Source organism: Rhizobium sp. BT04 (assembly GCF_030053135.1).
GTDB classification, from domain to species: Bacteria; Pseudomonadota; Alphaproteobacteria; order Rhizobiales; family Rhizobiaceae; genus Rhizobium; species Rhizobium binxianense.
In genome coordinates this window covers 2,509,890-2,524,696 of record NZ_CP125652.1, presented here as the reverse complement: position 1 = coordinate 2,524,696, position 14,807 = coordinate 2,509,890, and the positions used below count along the sequence as shown (strand labels likewise).

General features: G+C 62.0%; 13 protein-coding genes. 8 read left to right on the top strand and 5 right to left on the bottom strand.

Annotated elements, in window-relative coordinates:
• The first annotated feature begins 112 nt into the window (after positions 1-112).
• A complete protein-coding gene (locus QMO82_RS20760; RefSeq protein ID WP_183608730.1) occupies positions 113-700 on the top strand; it encodes a TetR/AcrR family transcriptional regulator in 588 nt (195 codons plus the stop codon).
• Here the strand turns inward: QMO82_RS20760 and QMO82_RS20755 are convergent.
• On the bottom strand, positions 693-1,673 hold the full coding sequence (locus QMO82_RS20755) for an aldo/keto reductase (RefSeq protein ID WP_183608731.1): 981 nt from the start codon (positions 1,671-1,673) through the stop codon (positions 693-695). The genes QMO82_RS20760 and QMO82_RS20755 overlap by 8 nt on opposite strands.
• Before the next feature lie 235 nt (positions 1,674-1,908).
• On the opposite strand from QMO82_RS20755, the gene QMO82_RS20750 reads away from it, so the two are divergent.
• The gene (locus tag QMO82_RS20750; protein WP_183608732.1) at positions 1,909-3,540 is read left to right on the top strand and encodes an AMP-binding protein; all 1,632 of its coding nucleotides are present in this window, start codon (positions 1,909-1,911) and stop codon (positions 3,538-3,540) included.
• Positions 3,541-3,804: 264 nt separating this feature from the next.
• Here the strand turns inward: QMO82_RS20750 and QMO82_RS20745 are convergent, their stop codons facing one another.
• From QMO82_RS20745 to secA, 3 genes are all read right to left on the bottom strand, one after another.
• Entirely contained in the window at positions 3,805-5,085 is a 1,281-nt protein-coding gene (locus QMO82_RS20745; RefSeq protein WP_183608733.1) for a GNAT family N-acetyltransferase, read from the bottom strand.
• Complete coding sequence (locus QMO82_RS20740) at positions 5,086-6,501, bottom strand: oligosaccharide flippase family protein (RefSeq protein WP_183610898.1); 1,416 nt, start codon at positions 6,499-6,501, stop codon at positions 5,086-5,088.
• 180 nt (positions 6,502-6,681) lie between these two features.
• Entirely contained in the window at positions 6,682-9,399 is a 2,718-nt protein-coding gene (gene secA / locus QMO82_RS20735; RefSeq protein ID WP_183610599.1) for a preprotein translocase subunit SecA, read from the bottom strand.
• Positions 9,400-9,645: 246 nt separating this feature from the next.
• On the opposite strand from secA, the gene QMO82_RS20730 reads away from it, so the two are divergent.
• The 6 genes from QMO82_RS20730 (at position 9,646) to QMO82_RS20705 (ending at position 13,865) form a co-directional block, all read left to right on the top strand.
• Positions 9,646-10,527, top strand: a complete 882-nt coding sequence (locus tag QMO82_RS20730) for a peptidylprolyl isomerase (RefSeq protein ID WP_183610600.1) — start codon at positions 9,646-9,648, stop codon at positions 10,525-10,527.
• A gap of 116 nt (positions 10,528-10,643) precedes the next feature.
• On the top strand, positions 10,644-11,885 hold the full coding sequence (gene argJ, locus QMO82_RS20725; protein ID WP_183610617.1) for a bifunctional glutamate N-acetyltransferase/amino-acid acetyltransferase ArgJ: 1,242 nt from the start codon (positions 10,644-10,646) through the stop codon (positions 11,883-11,885).
• Positions 11,866-12,672 (top strand): N-acetyltransferase, encoded by an 807-nt coding sequence (locus tag QMO82_RS20720; RefSeq protein WP_183610601.1) that lies wholly within the window; start codon positions 11,866-11,868, stop codon positions 12,670-12,672. The genes argJ and QMO82_RS20720 overlap by 20 nt, the downstream gene beginning before the upstream one ends.
• Positions 12,669-13,082 (top strand): 8-oxo-dGTP diphosphatase MutT, encoded by a 414-nt coding sequence (mutT, locus tag QMO82_RS20715; protein ID WP_183610602.1) that lies wholly within the window; start codon positions 12,669-12,671, stop codon positions 13,080-13,082. Before QMO82_RS20720 ends, mutT begins: the two co-directional genes overlap by 4 nt.
• 230 nt (positions 13,083-13,312) lie before the next feature.
• Positions 13,313-13,630: a hypothetical protein gene (locus tag QMO82_RS20710; protein WP_183610603.1), complete on the top strand. Its 318-nt coding sequence runs from the start codon at positions 13,313-13,315 to the stop codon at positions 13,628-13,630.
• 67 nt (positions 13,631-13,697) lie between these two features.
• Positions 13,698-13,865, top strand: a complete 168-nt coding sequence (locus QMO82_RS20705; protein ID WP_183610618.1) for a Flp family type IVb pilin — start codon at positions 13,698-13,700, stop codon at positions 13,863-13,865.
• Between the two features lie 15 nt (positions 13,866-13,880).
• On the opposite strand, the gene QMO82_RS20700 is transcribed toward QMO82_RS20705, so the two are convergent.
• Positions 13,881-14,765: a methyltransferase domain-containing protein gene (locus tag QMO82_RS20700; RefSeq protein WP_183610604.1), complete on the bottom strand. Its 885-nt coding sequence runs from the start codon at positions 14,763-14,765 to the stop codon at positions 13,881-13,883.
• Positions 14,766-14,807: the final 42 nt, after the last annotated feature.

The following is a 14,807-nucleotide window of genomic DNA, read 5'->3' as shown; positions in this document are numbered from 1 at the left end:
TCGAATTCAGCTTCGGAAGATACAGGCCGATTTACATGATGGCCATCATATTTCTTGCGTATTGATGATGGACGTCATATATTTTGTCAAGCGACTATTTCTGGAGACGACAATGCGGGTCAGCCGCGAAAAATTTGCCGAAAACCGCGAAAAGATCCTGAGCGTTGCCGGCGTGCTTTTCCGCGAAAACGGTTTCGATGGCGTCGGCGTCGCCGACATCATGAAGGCGGCGGGCCTGACCCATGGCGGCTTCTACGGTCATTTCGATTCGAAGGACGATCTGGCGCTGGAGGTCAGCCGCAAGCTGATCGACAGGGTGGAAACGCGCTGGAAGGAGCATATCGCCGAAGCGCCGGACCGGCCGCTGGCTGCACTTCTCGACCATTATATCCACTGGCGTACGGTCGACGATCCGGGCGGCAGCTGCGTCTTCGCAACATTGATCCAGGAGGTGAGCCGCAGCCGCGGCGCTGTCCGCGCAGTCTTCAGCGACGGGCTATCCGTGCTGGTCGACACGCTCGCCGATATCGTTCCCGGCGAGACCGAAGAAGAACGCCGCGCCAATGCCGCGACGACGCTCTCCTCGATGATGGGCGCCGTCATTCTCGCCCGCGCGGTCGAGGACCGGGCGCTTGCCGAGCAGTTCCTGGTGACGATGCGCCGGCAGCTCGACCCCGGCAGCCGACCAGCGACTACTTGAAGCCGGCGATCGCGTGCGGGATGTAGGGTGCTTCCAGGGCCGCGATTTCCTCGGCGGCAAGCTTCACCGAGAGCGAGGCAACAGCGTCGGTCAGGTGGTTCGGCTTGGACGCGCCGATGATTGGGGCGGTCACCGCACTCTTCTGCAGGATCCAGGCGGTTGCCACCTGGGCGCGGGAGATGCCGCGGGCCTTGGCGATCTCGGCGACGGCCTCGACTATTCTGCGGTCGGCATCGATGGACTGGGTATAGAGCGTCTTGCCGAATTCGTCGGTTTCGCTGCGTGCGGTCGTCTCGTCCCAGTCGCGGGTCAGGCGGCCGCGGGCAAGCGGGCTCCAGGGGATGACGGCGATCTTCTGATCCTCGCAGAGCGGCAGCATTTCCCGCTCTTCCTCGCGGTAGAGCAGGTTGAGGTGATCCTGCATGCTGACGAATTCGGTCCAGCCGTTCAGCCTGGAGACGTAAAGCGCCTTGGCGAACTGCCAGGCATACATGGAGGAGGCGCCGATATAACGCGCTTTGCCCGATTTGACGACGTCGTGCAGCGCCTCCAGCGTTTCCTCGATCGGGGTCGTATAGTCGAAACGGTGAATCTGGTAGAGGTCGACATAGTCGGTGCCGAGGCGGCGCAGACTGTTTTCGATCTCGTCGAAGATCGCCTTGCGCGACAGGCCGGCGCCGTTGGGACCCGGCCGCATGCGGTTGAACACTTTGGTTGCCAGCACGATGTCCTCGCGCTTGGCGAAATCTTTTATGGCGCGGCCGACGATCTCTTCTGAAGAACCGTTGGAATAGGTATTGGCGGTGTCGAGGAAATTGATGCCGAGGTCGATCGCTTGCCTGATCATCGCTCGGCTTTCCTCTTCCCTGAGGCTCCAGGCATGATTGCCGCGGCCGGGATCGCCGAAGGTCATGCAGCCGAGGCAGATTTTCGACACTTCCAGACCGGTCTTTCCAAATTTCGCGTATTCCATGAAACGACTCCGTGATGAATTGGCGGACCCAATTCCGATGCCCCCAGGCGGTTTCCCAAGATCTAGTGCGGAAACCGGCAAAGTCGCAGGGCGCTTGGCGAAGAATCCGTTCTGCCATGCGCACAACAATGCGTGATGGGCTGTGAAGCCGCGCTTGTGATCGCCGCCCGGACCGGCCGCTTGCGCATTTGCAGCACAAGGTGTTAGCTGGTGCAACATTCACCGGATTTCGCCTATGATACTGCCGCCCCATGATCGCTACGACGATCTCTATCGCGATTTCTCGTGGCGGGTTCCCGAAGTTTTCAATATCGGCCGCGCCGTCAGCGACGACTGGGCGGCCCGGGCGCCGGAGCGCGTCTGCCTCGAACATTTCAGCCCGGATGGCCGTCACCGCGCAATGACTTATCGCGCGCTCGCCGACCAGTCCTCGGCCTTCGCCAATGCGCTCGTTTCGCTTGGTATCAAACGCGGCGATCGCGTCGCGCTGCTCTTGCCGCAATCCTTCGAGACGGTGATCGCGCATGTAGCGATCTACAAGACCGGCGCGATTGCGCTGCCGCTGGCGCTGCTCTTCGGCGTCGAGGCGCTGGAATACCGGCTGAAGGCGGCAGGCGTGGCGGCCGCTATCACCAATGGCTTCGGCCTCGAGCGCATCCGGCAGATCCGCGGTCGCCTGCCGATGCTGAAGCACGTGGTCAGCATCGACGGGGCCAGTGCCGATGCGGCTGCCTTTGGTGATCTGGTGAGTGGCCATTCCCCCGTCTTCGACGCCGCCAGGACCGGCCCGGACGATCCGGCGCTGATGATCTTCACTTCGGGAACGACCGGGCCGCCGAAGGGTGCGTTGCATGGCCACCGCGTCCTGCCCGGCCATATTCCCGGCATGCAGTTTGCCCATGAGGGGTTTCCGCGAGCCGGCGACAAGGTCTGGACGCCGTCCGATTGGGCCTGGGCGGGCGGGCTGCTCAACGCACTGCTGCCGAGCCTGCTGCTCGGCGTTCCCGTCGTTTCGTCGCCGGCGCAGAAATTCGATGCCGACATGGCCTATCGCATCATGGCGGAGATGAAGGTGCGGAATGCCTTCATTCCGCCGACGGCGTTGCGGCTGATGCGATCCGTTGCCGATCCGCTGTCCAAATACGATCTGGTGCTGCGCACCATCGGTTCGGCCGGAGAGGCGCTCGGCCGCGAGACCTATGAATGGGCGCGGCGCACGCTCGGCATCACCGTCAACGAGTTCTACGGCCAGACGGAGTGCAATTTCGTGCTCGCTTCAAGTGGTGCCTATGGCGTCACCAAGGCGGGCGCCATCGGACGGGCGGTGCCCGGGCATCGCGTCGCGATCGTCAGCGAGGCGGGCGACGAATTGCCCGTGGGCGAACCGGGCCAGATCGCCATCGCCAGTCCCGACCCCGTGATGTTCCTCGGCTATTGGGACGATGCGGCGGCGACCGAGAAAAAATTCGCCAAAGGCTGGCTGCTCACCGGCGATATCGGCCGGCAGGACGCCGAGGGCTACGTCACCTTCGAAGGCCGCGACGACGACGTCATCACCTCGTCGGGATACCGCATCGGCCCGGCCGAGATCGAAGACTGCCTGATCGGCCATCCCGCCGTGCAGCTTGCGGCCGCCGTCGGCAAACCCGATGCCGTGCGCACCGAGATCGTCAAGGCCTATATCGTGCTGTCACCGGGCCATCCGCCAAGCGAGGCGCTGGCCGCCGATATCAGGGAATGGGTGAAGACGCGGCTTTCGATGCACGAATATCCACGCGAGGTGGAATTCATCGATGCCCTGCCGCTGACCACCACCGGCAAGGTGATCCGCCGGCTGCTGCGCGAGAGGGCGGCGGCCGAAGGTTAGAGCCCTTCCTGGTCAGCTTGAAGCATTCTGCCGGCTCAAACGGAGTCGGATGGTCGACCGGCCGGCGCGTCGTAGTAAGCTCGACGGCCAAGCCGGCCGGTCGAGCAGGCGGCCCGTTTCAGCCAACCCGAAGGGCCGGGCATCTTTGCGCCAGGATCAGAGGCGATCGGCTCGAGCGTACCAAGAGGTATGCCCTTCGCCAATCGCCTCTGCCCTGACGAAAACCTGCTCCGGCAGAATGCTTCAAGCTGACCAGGAAGGGCTCTAGCCCCGGCCGGCCAGCGACATGATCTTTTCGCGCAGCATCTTCGCCATGTTGCGGGTGCTGCGGTACATGTGCAGTTGGGCTGTGACCTGGCGCATGTCGCGGTCGCTGTTCTGCGTCAGGCCGATCACCAGCGTTCCCATCTCTTCACGCTCCTGCCAGAAGCGGCTCATGATCGGGTGGTCAGAGACGGCACAGGAATCGGAGCGGACGATATTGGCGTCGTCGAGATGCCATTCGGTCAGTTCGCTCATCAACAGCTTGCCCGGCGAATAACGGGCATAGTTTTCGTCATAGGCGGTCTTCCAGGTATAGGCTTCGCCTCCCATCATCAGCACGACGATGGCGGCGATCGCCTTGCCGTTGAGATCGATCGTGTGAACACGCACGGCATCGACGGCGGCAAGATTCGATACCGCCTCGCGGGCGAAGGCCGTGTGGTAGCGATCGGTGACGAGAGCGCTTCGCCGCTTGCCCTTCCAGCCGCCGGCTTCCATTGCCAGGAATTCCTCGAAGCGGATATGGATTTCGCGCGGCTGGCGGGCGACGGCATAGACCGCCGTTCCCTGTTCCTCCAGCAGGCGCCATTGGCGGCGCATCTCGCGCATATGCGAGGAGGAGACGGTTTTGCTGAGATAGGCCGGCGCCTCTTCGTCGCTCTGCAGCATCGGGCGCAGATAGGGATTGGTGACGGTGACGGGGAGATTGCGGCTGAGCGCCACGGCCTTGAGCATGCGCACGAAGATGCCGTTCAGCCTGAGATCCGGCAGAACCAGTATGCCGGGCAGATTGAGATCGCGCGCGATCAGCCCCTCGAAGAGATTGTCGAGGGTTTCGGCGGCATCCTCGCTGTCGACGAGCGGCGTGCCGAGCGGACCGAAACTGTTCGACCAGCCGCGGATGATCGACGGGCCGACGGCAAAGCCCGGCTTGTCGATCGAAAACGGCATCAGGAAGCGCATGCGGCTGCGGCCGCCGCCATTGTGGTCGCGGATCAGGGCGAAGTTCACCTGCCGGTCTTCGAGCCGCGGCATGGCGGGTGCAAGGAAGCGGCCGGAGAAGAAGACGTTCGGCTCCATCGCCCGGTTGGAGAGAAAATCGAGCTCTTCCTGAAGCTCATAGCCGAGCTTGCCGGGATAGAGGCAGAGCTCGCGCCCCGGCCGGCCGATCTCGGCGCGCGCTTCGGCCCGCGGCGCTTCGAAATTCAGCGCGGCGAGATCATGCACCATGCGGTTGGCGATGCTGTCGGTGCTTTCGGTAACGGGGGGAATACGCACCATCTATCGAACTCTCATTTCTGGCGTTGCGGCGGAGGGGCTGGCGAAGGCGAAAAGGACGATGCCGAGCGCGCGGCGCACGGCGAGATGCAGCAGGATCGCCTCGACCGCCATGGCCGAGGCCGTGGCAATCGCGGTGCCTTCGATGCCGTAATGCGGGATCAAAGCAAGGTTGAGGCCGACATTGGCGGCCAATGCGCCGACATAGAGTGCAACGCAGAGGTTCTGCTTGCCGGCCATCATCAGCAACGTTTCGGCCGGGCCGACCAACGCCTTAGCGAGGATGCCGGCGAGCAGGATCGCCATCACCACATAACCTGATGTGAAGGCGCCGCCGAACAGCGACAGCAGCAGATGTCCGGCGCCGAGCACGGCAAGGCCGACCCCGAGCGCCGGCCAGAAGGTCCAGCGGGCGGCGTCGACGGCGGCGACCGCCAGCTGTGCATGGTCGCCTTCGGCGATGATCGAGGAAAAGCGCGGGCCGGAGGCTGCCTTGACCGAGAAATTGATGAAATGCACTAGCGCCATCGTCTTGGCGGCGGCGAAGTAGATGGCGACGTCGTGCGGCTCCAGGAAGATGCCGACGACGACGACATCGGAATTGGTGAGCAGGAAGCTCACGCCCTCGATCAGAAAAATCGGAAAGGCGACGCTGAACCAGGCGAGGAATTCGACCTTGCGCGGGCCTTCGTCATAATGCCGTCGAAGGCGATAGAGCGTTGCGGCATACTGGCCAAGTGCGGTGACGAAGGTCGCGGCGAGCGCTGCCTGCATCGCGGTGACGGCCGTATGCTCGGCGCCGATGGCAATGGCGATCAGCATGAAGGCGATGATGAGGATCGGGCGGACGATATAGACCGGGCTCAGCGCCATCACCGGCCAATGGTTCGCCCGCGACGTGCCTTCCAGAATGTCGCCGAGCGCGATCATCGGCATGGCGAGCAGGCCGAGGAAGATCGGGATGAGATAATAGACCTGGATCATATGGCCGAAGAAATGCAGTCCGAGCATGCCGGCGACGAGCATCGCCGTGCCGGAAAGCAGCGCAAAGATGCGCGCCGTGCCGGTCAGGCCGCGGATTTCCTCGAAGGCGCCGGCTGCCCGGTATTGCGGCAGGAAGCGAACGATTGCCGTGTGGAAACCAAGGCAGGAGAGATCGCCGAAGACGACGACCAGGACCCAGACGAAAACGAATATGCCGTATTCATATTCGCCCATCAGCCGGGCAAGCACGATCTGGGAGACGAAGGCAAGGGCTGCACTGAGGATGCGGATCGAAAAGGCCGTCAGCGCCATGCGCTGGGCGGCGGCCTTCTCTCCGCGTTCGGTGAGCACGGCCGCAAGCATGCGCAGCGTACGGCTGCCGATCGGGCGCAGACCCGCGGGCAGCATCTTCTCCGCTGTTTCTATGACCGCCATGATGAACACGCAAAACTCTAAAGGTCAGGCAAATCGCAGCCGAAGTCTTGACAGAACAGGGTTAAGAAACGGTTCCGGATCGGGCCTGTTGCCCGACGTCGAAATTGCGATTGTCAGGCGTTGCCGCAGAAAAGAAAATGCCGCCCGAAGGCGGCATTTTCTGGATCCTTGCGGCTTGCCTCAGACCTGCTCGAAGGCGCCGTGGCAATGCTTGTATTTCTTGCCGGAGCCGCAGGGGCAGGTCTCGTTGCGGCCGACTTTGCCCCAGGTGGCCGGGTCATCGGGGTTGCGGTTCTCAGGAGAAACGATGACTTCCGACGCCTGGTAGATCGCCGGGGCGAAATCGTCCTCGCCGGTCGTCGGGTCCAGGTGATGGGCCTGCATCAGCGGCGGTTCCGGCTCGGCAGGGGCCTGCTGCACCAGTTCGACGCGCATCAGCTGGGCCGTCACGGCCTCGCGCAGATTGTTGAGCAGCGCCGTGAACAGCTCGAAGGCTTCCGATTTGTATTCCTGCAGCGGATCGCGCTGGGCATAACCGCGGAAGCCGATGACGGAGCGCAGATGGTCGAGATTGACGATGTGCTCGCGCCAGAGATGATCGAGCGTCTGCATGACGATCGATCGTTCGACATAATGCATGATATCGTCGCCGAAACGCTCGGCCTTTTCGGTAAAGGCGGCGTTGGCCGCTTCCGTCAGGCGCTCGCGGATATCGTCTTCGCCGATGCCTTCTTCCTTCACCCAGTCCTCGACCGGCAGGTCGAGATTGAGGATATTCAAAGCACCGGTCTTCAGGCCGGCTGCATCCCATTGTTCGGCGTAGGCGCGCTCGGGGATATGCTTTTCGACCATGTCCTCGATCACCTCACGGCGCATGTCGGAAACGGTCTCGGAAATATTGGTCGATTCCATCAGTTCGAGACGCTGCTCGAAGATCACCTTGCGCTGATCGTTGAGAACGTCGTCATACTTCAGGAGGTTCTTGCGGATATCGAAGTTGCGGGCTTCGACCTTCTTCTGGGCGCGCTCCAGGGCCTTGTTGATCCAGGGATGAACGATCGCCTCGCCCTCCTTGAGGCCGAGCTTGGTCAGCATGCTGTCCATGCGGTCGGAGCCGAAGATGCGCATCAGGTCGTCCTGAAGCGAGAGATAGAATTTCGAGCGGCCGGGGTCGCCCTGACGGCCGGAGCGGCCGCGCAGCTGGTTGTCGATACGGCGGCTTTCATGGCGTTCGGTGGCGATGACATAGAGACCGCCGGCGGCGAGCGCCTTCTGCTTGAGTTCCTTGATCTCCTCGACGATCGCCTGGATTCGGGCGTCACGCTCCGGGCCGGCTTCGACTTCGCCGAGTTCGCGCTCGATACGCATGTCGAGGTTGCCGCCAAGCTGGATGTCGGTACCGCGGCCGGCCATATTGGTGGCGATGGTGATGGCACCGGGCACGCCGGCCTGGGCGACGATATAGGCTTCCTGCTCGTGGTAGCGGGCGTTCAGCACCTTGAAGTCGTCGAAGCCCTGCTTGCGCAGGCGCTCGGCGAGCAGTTCCGATTTCTCGATCGAGGTCGTGCCGACGAGCACCGGCTGGCCGCGCTTGTGGGCGTCGAGGATCTCCTCGATGATCGCCTTGAACTTCTCGTCAAAGGTCCGGTAAACCTCGTCGTCCTCGTCGAGGCGCTTGATCGGCAGATTGGTCGGAACCTCGATGACATCAAGATTATAGATGTTGCCAAATTCTTCCGCTTCCGTCTGCGCCGTACCGGTCATGCCGGCGAGCTTGGCGTACATGCGGAAGTAGTTCTGGAAGGTGATCGAGGCCAGCGTCTGGTTTTCCGGCTGGATCCGCACCTTTTCCTTGGCTTCGAGTGCCTGGTGTTGACCTTCCGAATAGCGGCGGCCCGGCATCATGCGGCCGGTGAACTCGTCGATGATGACGACTTCGTCGTTGCGGACGATATAGTCCTTATCGCGCTGAAAGAGCTTATGGGCCTTCAGTGCGTTGTTGACGTGGTGGACGATCGCGACGTTCTCGATGTCGTAGAGTGCATTGCCTTTCAAGAGGCCGGCCTGGCGGAGCAGGTTTTCCAGCTTCTCGGTGCCCTCTTCGGAGAAGTTGGCCGAGCGCTGCTTCTCATCGATCTCGTAATCGCTGGGGACGAGCATCGGAATGAAGGCGTCGATCGTATTATAGAGTTCGGAGCGGTCGTCGAGCGGGCCGGAGATGATCAGCGGCGTGCGCGCCTCGTCGACGAGGATCGAGTCCACTTCGTCGACGATCGCGAAGTTGTGGCCGCGCTGGACCATCTGGTTCTTCTCGTACTTCATGTTATCGCGCAGATAATCGAAGCCGAGTTCGTTGTTGGTGGCGTAAGTGATGTCGCAGGCATAGGCCGCGTGACGCTCTTCGTCGGAGAGGCCGTGGACGATGACGCCGGTGGTCATGCCGAGGAAGCCGTAGACGCGGCCCATGGTCGCGGCATCGCGCTGGGCGAGGTAATCGTTGACGGTGACGACGTGCACGCCCTTGCCGGAAAGCGCGTTCAGATAGACCGGCAGGGTGGCGACGAGGGTCTTGCCTTCGCCGGTCTTCATCTCGGCGATCGCATTCGAATGCAGGATCATGCCGCCGACCAGCTGTACGTCAAAAGGTCGCAGGCCGAGAACGCGGCGCGAAGCTTCGCGCACGACGGCAAAAGCCGGGATCAGAATGTCGTCGAGCGTCTTGCCCTCGGCGAGCAGGGCGCGAAACTCCACGGTCTTTGCCGCGAGCTGCTCGTCCGTCAGGGCCTTGGTCTTCTCTTCGATAGAGTTGATGGCGATGACGTTCGGCTGGTAGGACCGCACACGGCGGTCATTGGAAGACCCAAATAACTTGCGGGCTATACCGCCAAAGCTGACCATATGACTGGTCCTTTCTCAATATTCATCCCCGACGTTTCTTGTTCGCGGCCCAGCCGAAAATCAGGCGCGCGCCTTAAAACGCCCGGAAACTGTTCTGGACGCGAGGTTGCGTGACAGATAAGAGGGGGGTCGAATGATGTCAACGGATTTGGCGGATACAGAAAGGCCACAATCCGGTGTTGATGGCTATTTTGGGCTGGATTCAGGCGATGCTGAAACCGGCGATGTAACTGTGAAGGGTATTTCATGTTGACCACCAACAAACTTGCCGTTCTGGCGTTTGCAACTTTTGTTGCGCTCCAAGCTCCGGCCTATGCCGATGACGCCGTCATCGCCAAGGTCGGCAATCTGGAGATTCACCAGTCGGAACTCGACCTCGCGGTCGCCAATCTCGATCCGCAACTGGCCCAGCTTCCCGATGACCAGAAGAAGGTCGCAGCCCTTTCCGCAGCCATCGACGTGAAGCTGCTTGCCGCCGACGCTGCGGCCGAGAAGCTCGATCAGACCGACGAATTCAAGAAGCGCATGCAGTATCTCGCCGATCGCGAACTGCACAACGCCTATTTCAAGAAGCATGTCGTCGACGTCGTGACGCCTGAAGAAGTCAAGGCCCGCTACGACAAGGAAGTCGCCGCCCTGCCGAAGCAGGAAGAAGTCCACGCCCGTCATATTCTCGTCAAGACCGAGGACGAAGCCAAGGACATCATCAAGCAGCTCGATGCCGGCAAGGATTTCGCCGAGCTCGCCAAGGAAAAATCCACCGATCCGAACAAGTCGGAAGGCGGCGATCTCGGCTATTTCTCGCGCGGCCGCATGGTCAAGGAATTCGAGGACGCAGCCTTCGCGCTTGAGAAGGGCACCTATTCCAAGACGCCCGTCAAGACCGATTTCGGCTATCACGTCATCAAGGTCGAGGATAAGCGCGACGCCCCGCCGCCCCCCTTCGAGCAGGTGCAGGATCAGGTTCGTCAGCTCGTCATGCGTGACAAGTATCTCGAGCTTCTGAACAAGGCGAAGGCCTCGACCAAGATCGAGATCACGGACGAGACGCTGCGCAAGGGTTACGACCAGGCCAACAAGCAGCCGGAGCCGGGCAGCGAGCCTGCCGCACCGGCACCGAAGCCGTAATATTTGCATCTGGGCCCGGTTCTTCCGGGCCCTTCACTATCGTTGTTGTTGTCGCATTTCCCGATGGCGAGCCGGTTCCATTTTTCGCCCGGAAATGCTCATTGGCAGGTCTCATCATGTCCGGTTCCGTCTCTCCGCTCGCTCCGAAATCCTTCGTCTCGATGCCGCCGCTGCGCGGTGTGCGCATGGCGACGGCTTCCGCCGGCATCAAGTACAAGAACCGCACCGACGTGCTGATGATGGTCTTCGATAGACCGGCGGCGGTTGCCGGCGTCTTCACTCGTTCGAAGTGCCCGTCGGCGCCAGTCGATTTCTGCCGGGCCAATCTCCCTCATGGCAGCGCCCGCGCCGTCGTCGTCAACTCCGGAAATGCCAATGCTTTCACCGGCCTAAAGGGCCGCCAGGCGACTGCATTGACGGCGAAGTCTGCTGCCGCTGCCGTCGGCTGCGCCGAAAACGAAGTCTATCTGGCCTCGACCGGCGTCATCGGCGAGCCGCTCGACGCCACCAAATTCGCAGGCGTCCTCGACCGGATGCAGATCGAAGCGACCGGCGATTTCTGGTTCGAGGCCGCCAAGGCGATCATGACGACCGACACCTATCCGAAGGTTTCGACCCGCAGCGCCGAGATCGGCGGCGTCACTGTCACGATCAACGGCATTGCCAAGGGTGCCGGCATGATTGCGCCCGACATGGCGACGATGCTTTCCTTCGTCGTCACCGATGCCGACATCGCGCCCGACGCCCTGCAGGTGCTTCTGTCTGACGGCGTCGGTCCGACCTTCAATTCCATGACCGTCGACAGCGATACTTCCACCTCCGATACGCTGATGCTGTTTGCGACGGGGGCCGCGGCCGAGGACGGCCAGGCCCGCATCGAACGCGCCGATGATCCGCGCCTTGCCGCCTTCCGCGCCGCCCTCAACGACGTGTTGAAGGATCTGTCGCTGCAGGTGGTGCGCGACGGCGAGGGTGCAACCAAGATGCTCGAAATCACCGTGACGGGCGCCGAAAGCGATGCCGCCGCCAAGCGCATCGGACTGTCGATCGCCAATTCGCCGCTGGTCAAGACGGCAGCCGCCGGCGAAGACGCGAATTGGGGCCGGATCGTCATGGCCGTCGGCAAATCCGGCGAGATGGCCGACCGAGACCGGCTTGCCATCTGGTTCGGCGACATCAGGGTCGCCGTCAATGGCGAGCGTGACCCGGATTATTCCGAGGTGGCCGCCTCTGCCGTCATGAAGGCGCAGGATATCCCCGTGAAAGTCGATATCGGCCTCGGCGCCGGCACCGCAACCGTCTGGACCTGCGACCTCACCAAGGAATATGTTGCGATCAATGGCGACTATCGGAGCTGATCGTTCATTGACGCAGGCATCCATTTCTTCACAGAATCTGCCGCTGGTGCGCAGGCTGGAGGCCGTCGGCTTCCGTGCCTGGCCGGCGGCGTCGGTGCAATATGACGGCAGCTGGCAGGTGCGGCTGACGGCCGGCCATCCGTCCAACCGGCTGAATTCGATCGTGCCGCTCGATCCTTCGGATCATCGCGACGTCGAAATCCGCCTGGAAAAGGCGAGCCGGAAGTTCGAGGCCTATGGCCGCGCCGCCGTCATCCGCCAGACGCCGCTTGCTTCGCCTGTCCTGATCGAGCTTCTCAGCGCGCAGAGCTGGACGCGGTTCGACGAGACTGTGGTGATGACCTGCGACCTTGCCGAGGCCGCGTTGCCGGATACGCTCGATCACCTGCCGACCCATGATGTCGGCCGTTTCGTCGACGCCAACCTTGCCGTCGAGCGGGCACCACTGAGCTTGAAGCCGGCGCTCGCCGAAATCATTTCGGCGATCAAGCCGCCATCGGGCCTGTTCATGATCGAGAATGCGGCGGACGGCCCGCTGGCGACCGTGCTCTGCGTACAGGACAACGACCTTGCCGGCATCATGTCGCTTTCGGTCTCCGAGACGCGGCGGCGCGAGGGACTCGGCACCGAGATCCTGACCTCGGCGCTGCGCTGGGCGCGCATGCGCAGCGCCCGATCGGCCTGGCTGCAGGTGAAGCTGTCCAACCGTCCGGCCATCGCCCTCTATGAACGCCTCGGCTTTCGCGATGCCTATCATTATTGTTATTGGCAGCGGGAGCCGCGATGAGCAATGCCGGCCGGAAGATTTTGCTGGTCGCCGCCTGCGCGCTGATCGATGCCGACGGGCGTATCCTGTTGGCACAGCGTCCCGAGGGAAAGTCGCTAGCGGGGTTGTGGGAGTTTCCCGGCGGCAAGGTGGAGCCCGGCGAGACGCCGGAGGAAACGCTGGTGCGCGAGCTTGAGGAAGAACTCGGGATCAACACCAAGATCGCCTGTCTGGCGCCGCTCACTTTTGCCAGCCACTCCTACGAGACTTTCCACCTGTTGATGCCGCTTTATATCTGCCGGCGCTATGAGGGCATTCCTCAGGGCCGGGAGGGCCAGGCGCTGAAATGGGTGCGCCCGCAGGCGCTTCGCGATTACCCGATGCCGCCGGCCGACGAGCCGCTCATCCCGATGCTGCAGGATTTACTTTAAAGCGCATCCGGTTGAACTTGATTGGTGCGACGCGCTTTAAATTTTTATTCTAATGCATGTCGTTATCCTGGAACCGCTGCACACTTCCAGGCGACATGCATTAGCGTTAGCTGATTATTATTGTGCCACGCCGTTTTCGGCTGTGGATATTAATGGATCGTTTAACACCTTCTGCCAAAGATCGGCCTCAATCAAGCATCTGGCGTGCGTGTATTAAAAGGCTTGACGTCATGGACGATGATTTCTGGAAAGCTGTCCGGGAAAAGGAACGGGTTTCGTCTGCCTCGCGCAGGACGGGTGCGCTCAATATCGCCCTTTTGTTCGGCACGGCAGTGGTGGCGCTGACGCTCATCTTGACGCCGATGCTTGCGGATTCCTCGAAGAAGAGCGTCTTTGCCAGCGCGCCGGTTGAATTCGACACGATGACGACAGGATCGATCCCGAAGAACGAAAGCGGCAAGCGTTATACGATCCGCCGCAGCGTCCTCCAGGATACGCCCGGCTCGGTCTGCGTCGTCCAGGGCTACGGCGTCGGCGCCGGTTGCTGAAAGTGCCGGCCATCGCCCGATGGTCGTGGAATGGTCGTTTGTCGTCTTCGCGCTAAAGGTTGGGGTAATGCGTCTTTTGAAAGCATTTTTTGCGGATAACAGAGGGGCGACGGCGATCGAATATGGTCTCATCGCCGCGATCATTTGCACCGCGCTCATCTCGGGTCTGGGCTTTTTTACCAATGCCCTGCAGAACGTCTTCAACGTGATCAACAACAATCTGCCTGCGAATTGAAGAAGCTGTGGGCGTTTACTGCCTGAGCTTGTGCTCTTCCACCTTCAGCGCATCGGCAAGGCGCGCCTTGGCCGAGCCCGGCTGGAGCGGCTTTTGCTGGCTCTCGTGCGGCGCCCATCCCGAGACATAGATGATCGAAAAGGTCGCGCGGATGCGTCCGTCGGGATCGGAATAACGCTCGGCGTAGATTTCGGCCGCGCGCAGGAAGAAGGCGCGCGTCAGCGGCATCCGGCCGCGGGCCGCAAGCGGATTGCTCATGCCCATCGCTCTCAGATCCCGCATCAGCGGAAAGAGCGAATCATATCGTACCGTGTAGTTCTCTGCATCGATCACCGGCAGCGCGAAGCCGCCGCGCTGCATCAGGCTGCCGACATCGCGCACATCGGCGAAGGGGATGACGCGCGGGCTTGCTCCACCTGTCATCTCGACCTCGGCGGCCAGCAGCACGTCGCGCAATTCCTGCAGCGTGCCGGCGCCGGGGATCGCAGCCAGGAACAGGCCGTCCGGCTTCAGGGCGCGACGGATCTGGATGAAGACGCCAGGCGTATCGTTGGTCAGATGCAGGCTGAGCGGCGCAAGGATGAGATTGGCCGATTGCGGTTCGAGCGGCACGTCCTCGAGCGGCGCCTCAATCAGGGTTTCTCCCGGGATTGCATAGGCCCTCTCGCTCTCGACCCGGATCATCGTGCCGATCTTGCCCGTCGCCAGCGCGGCATGGGCGGCAGCCCCCGTTGCGCCATGCAGTTCGACGGCGGTCTCGAAGGTCCGCTCGACGACCGCAAGCCGCTCGGCCATTTCTTCAGCGGCGATGTTGAGCAGGAAGGCGGCTTTCGGGTCGTTGTTGACAAGCGCGCGATGGCGATGCGCGGCGATCAGGGCCTTGTCGAAAATCGTTTCCATGGCGATGTCCTTAGTCCCGCACGGTTTAAGCGGCAAGACGAT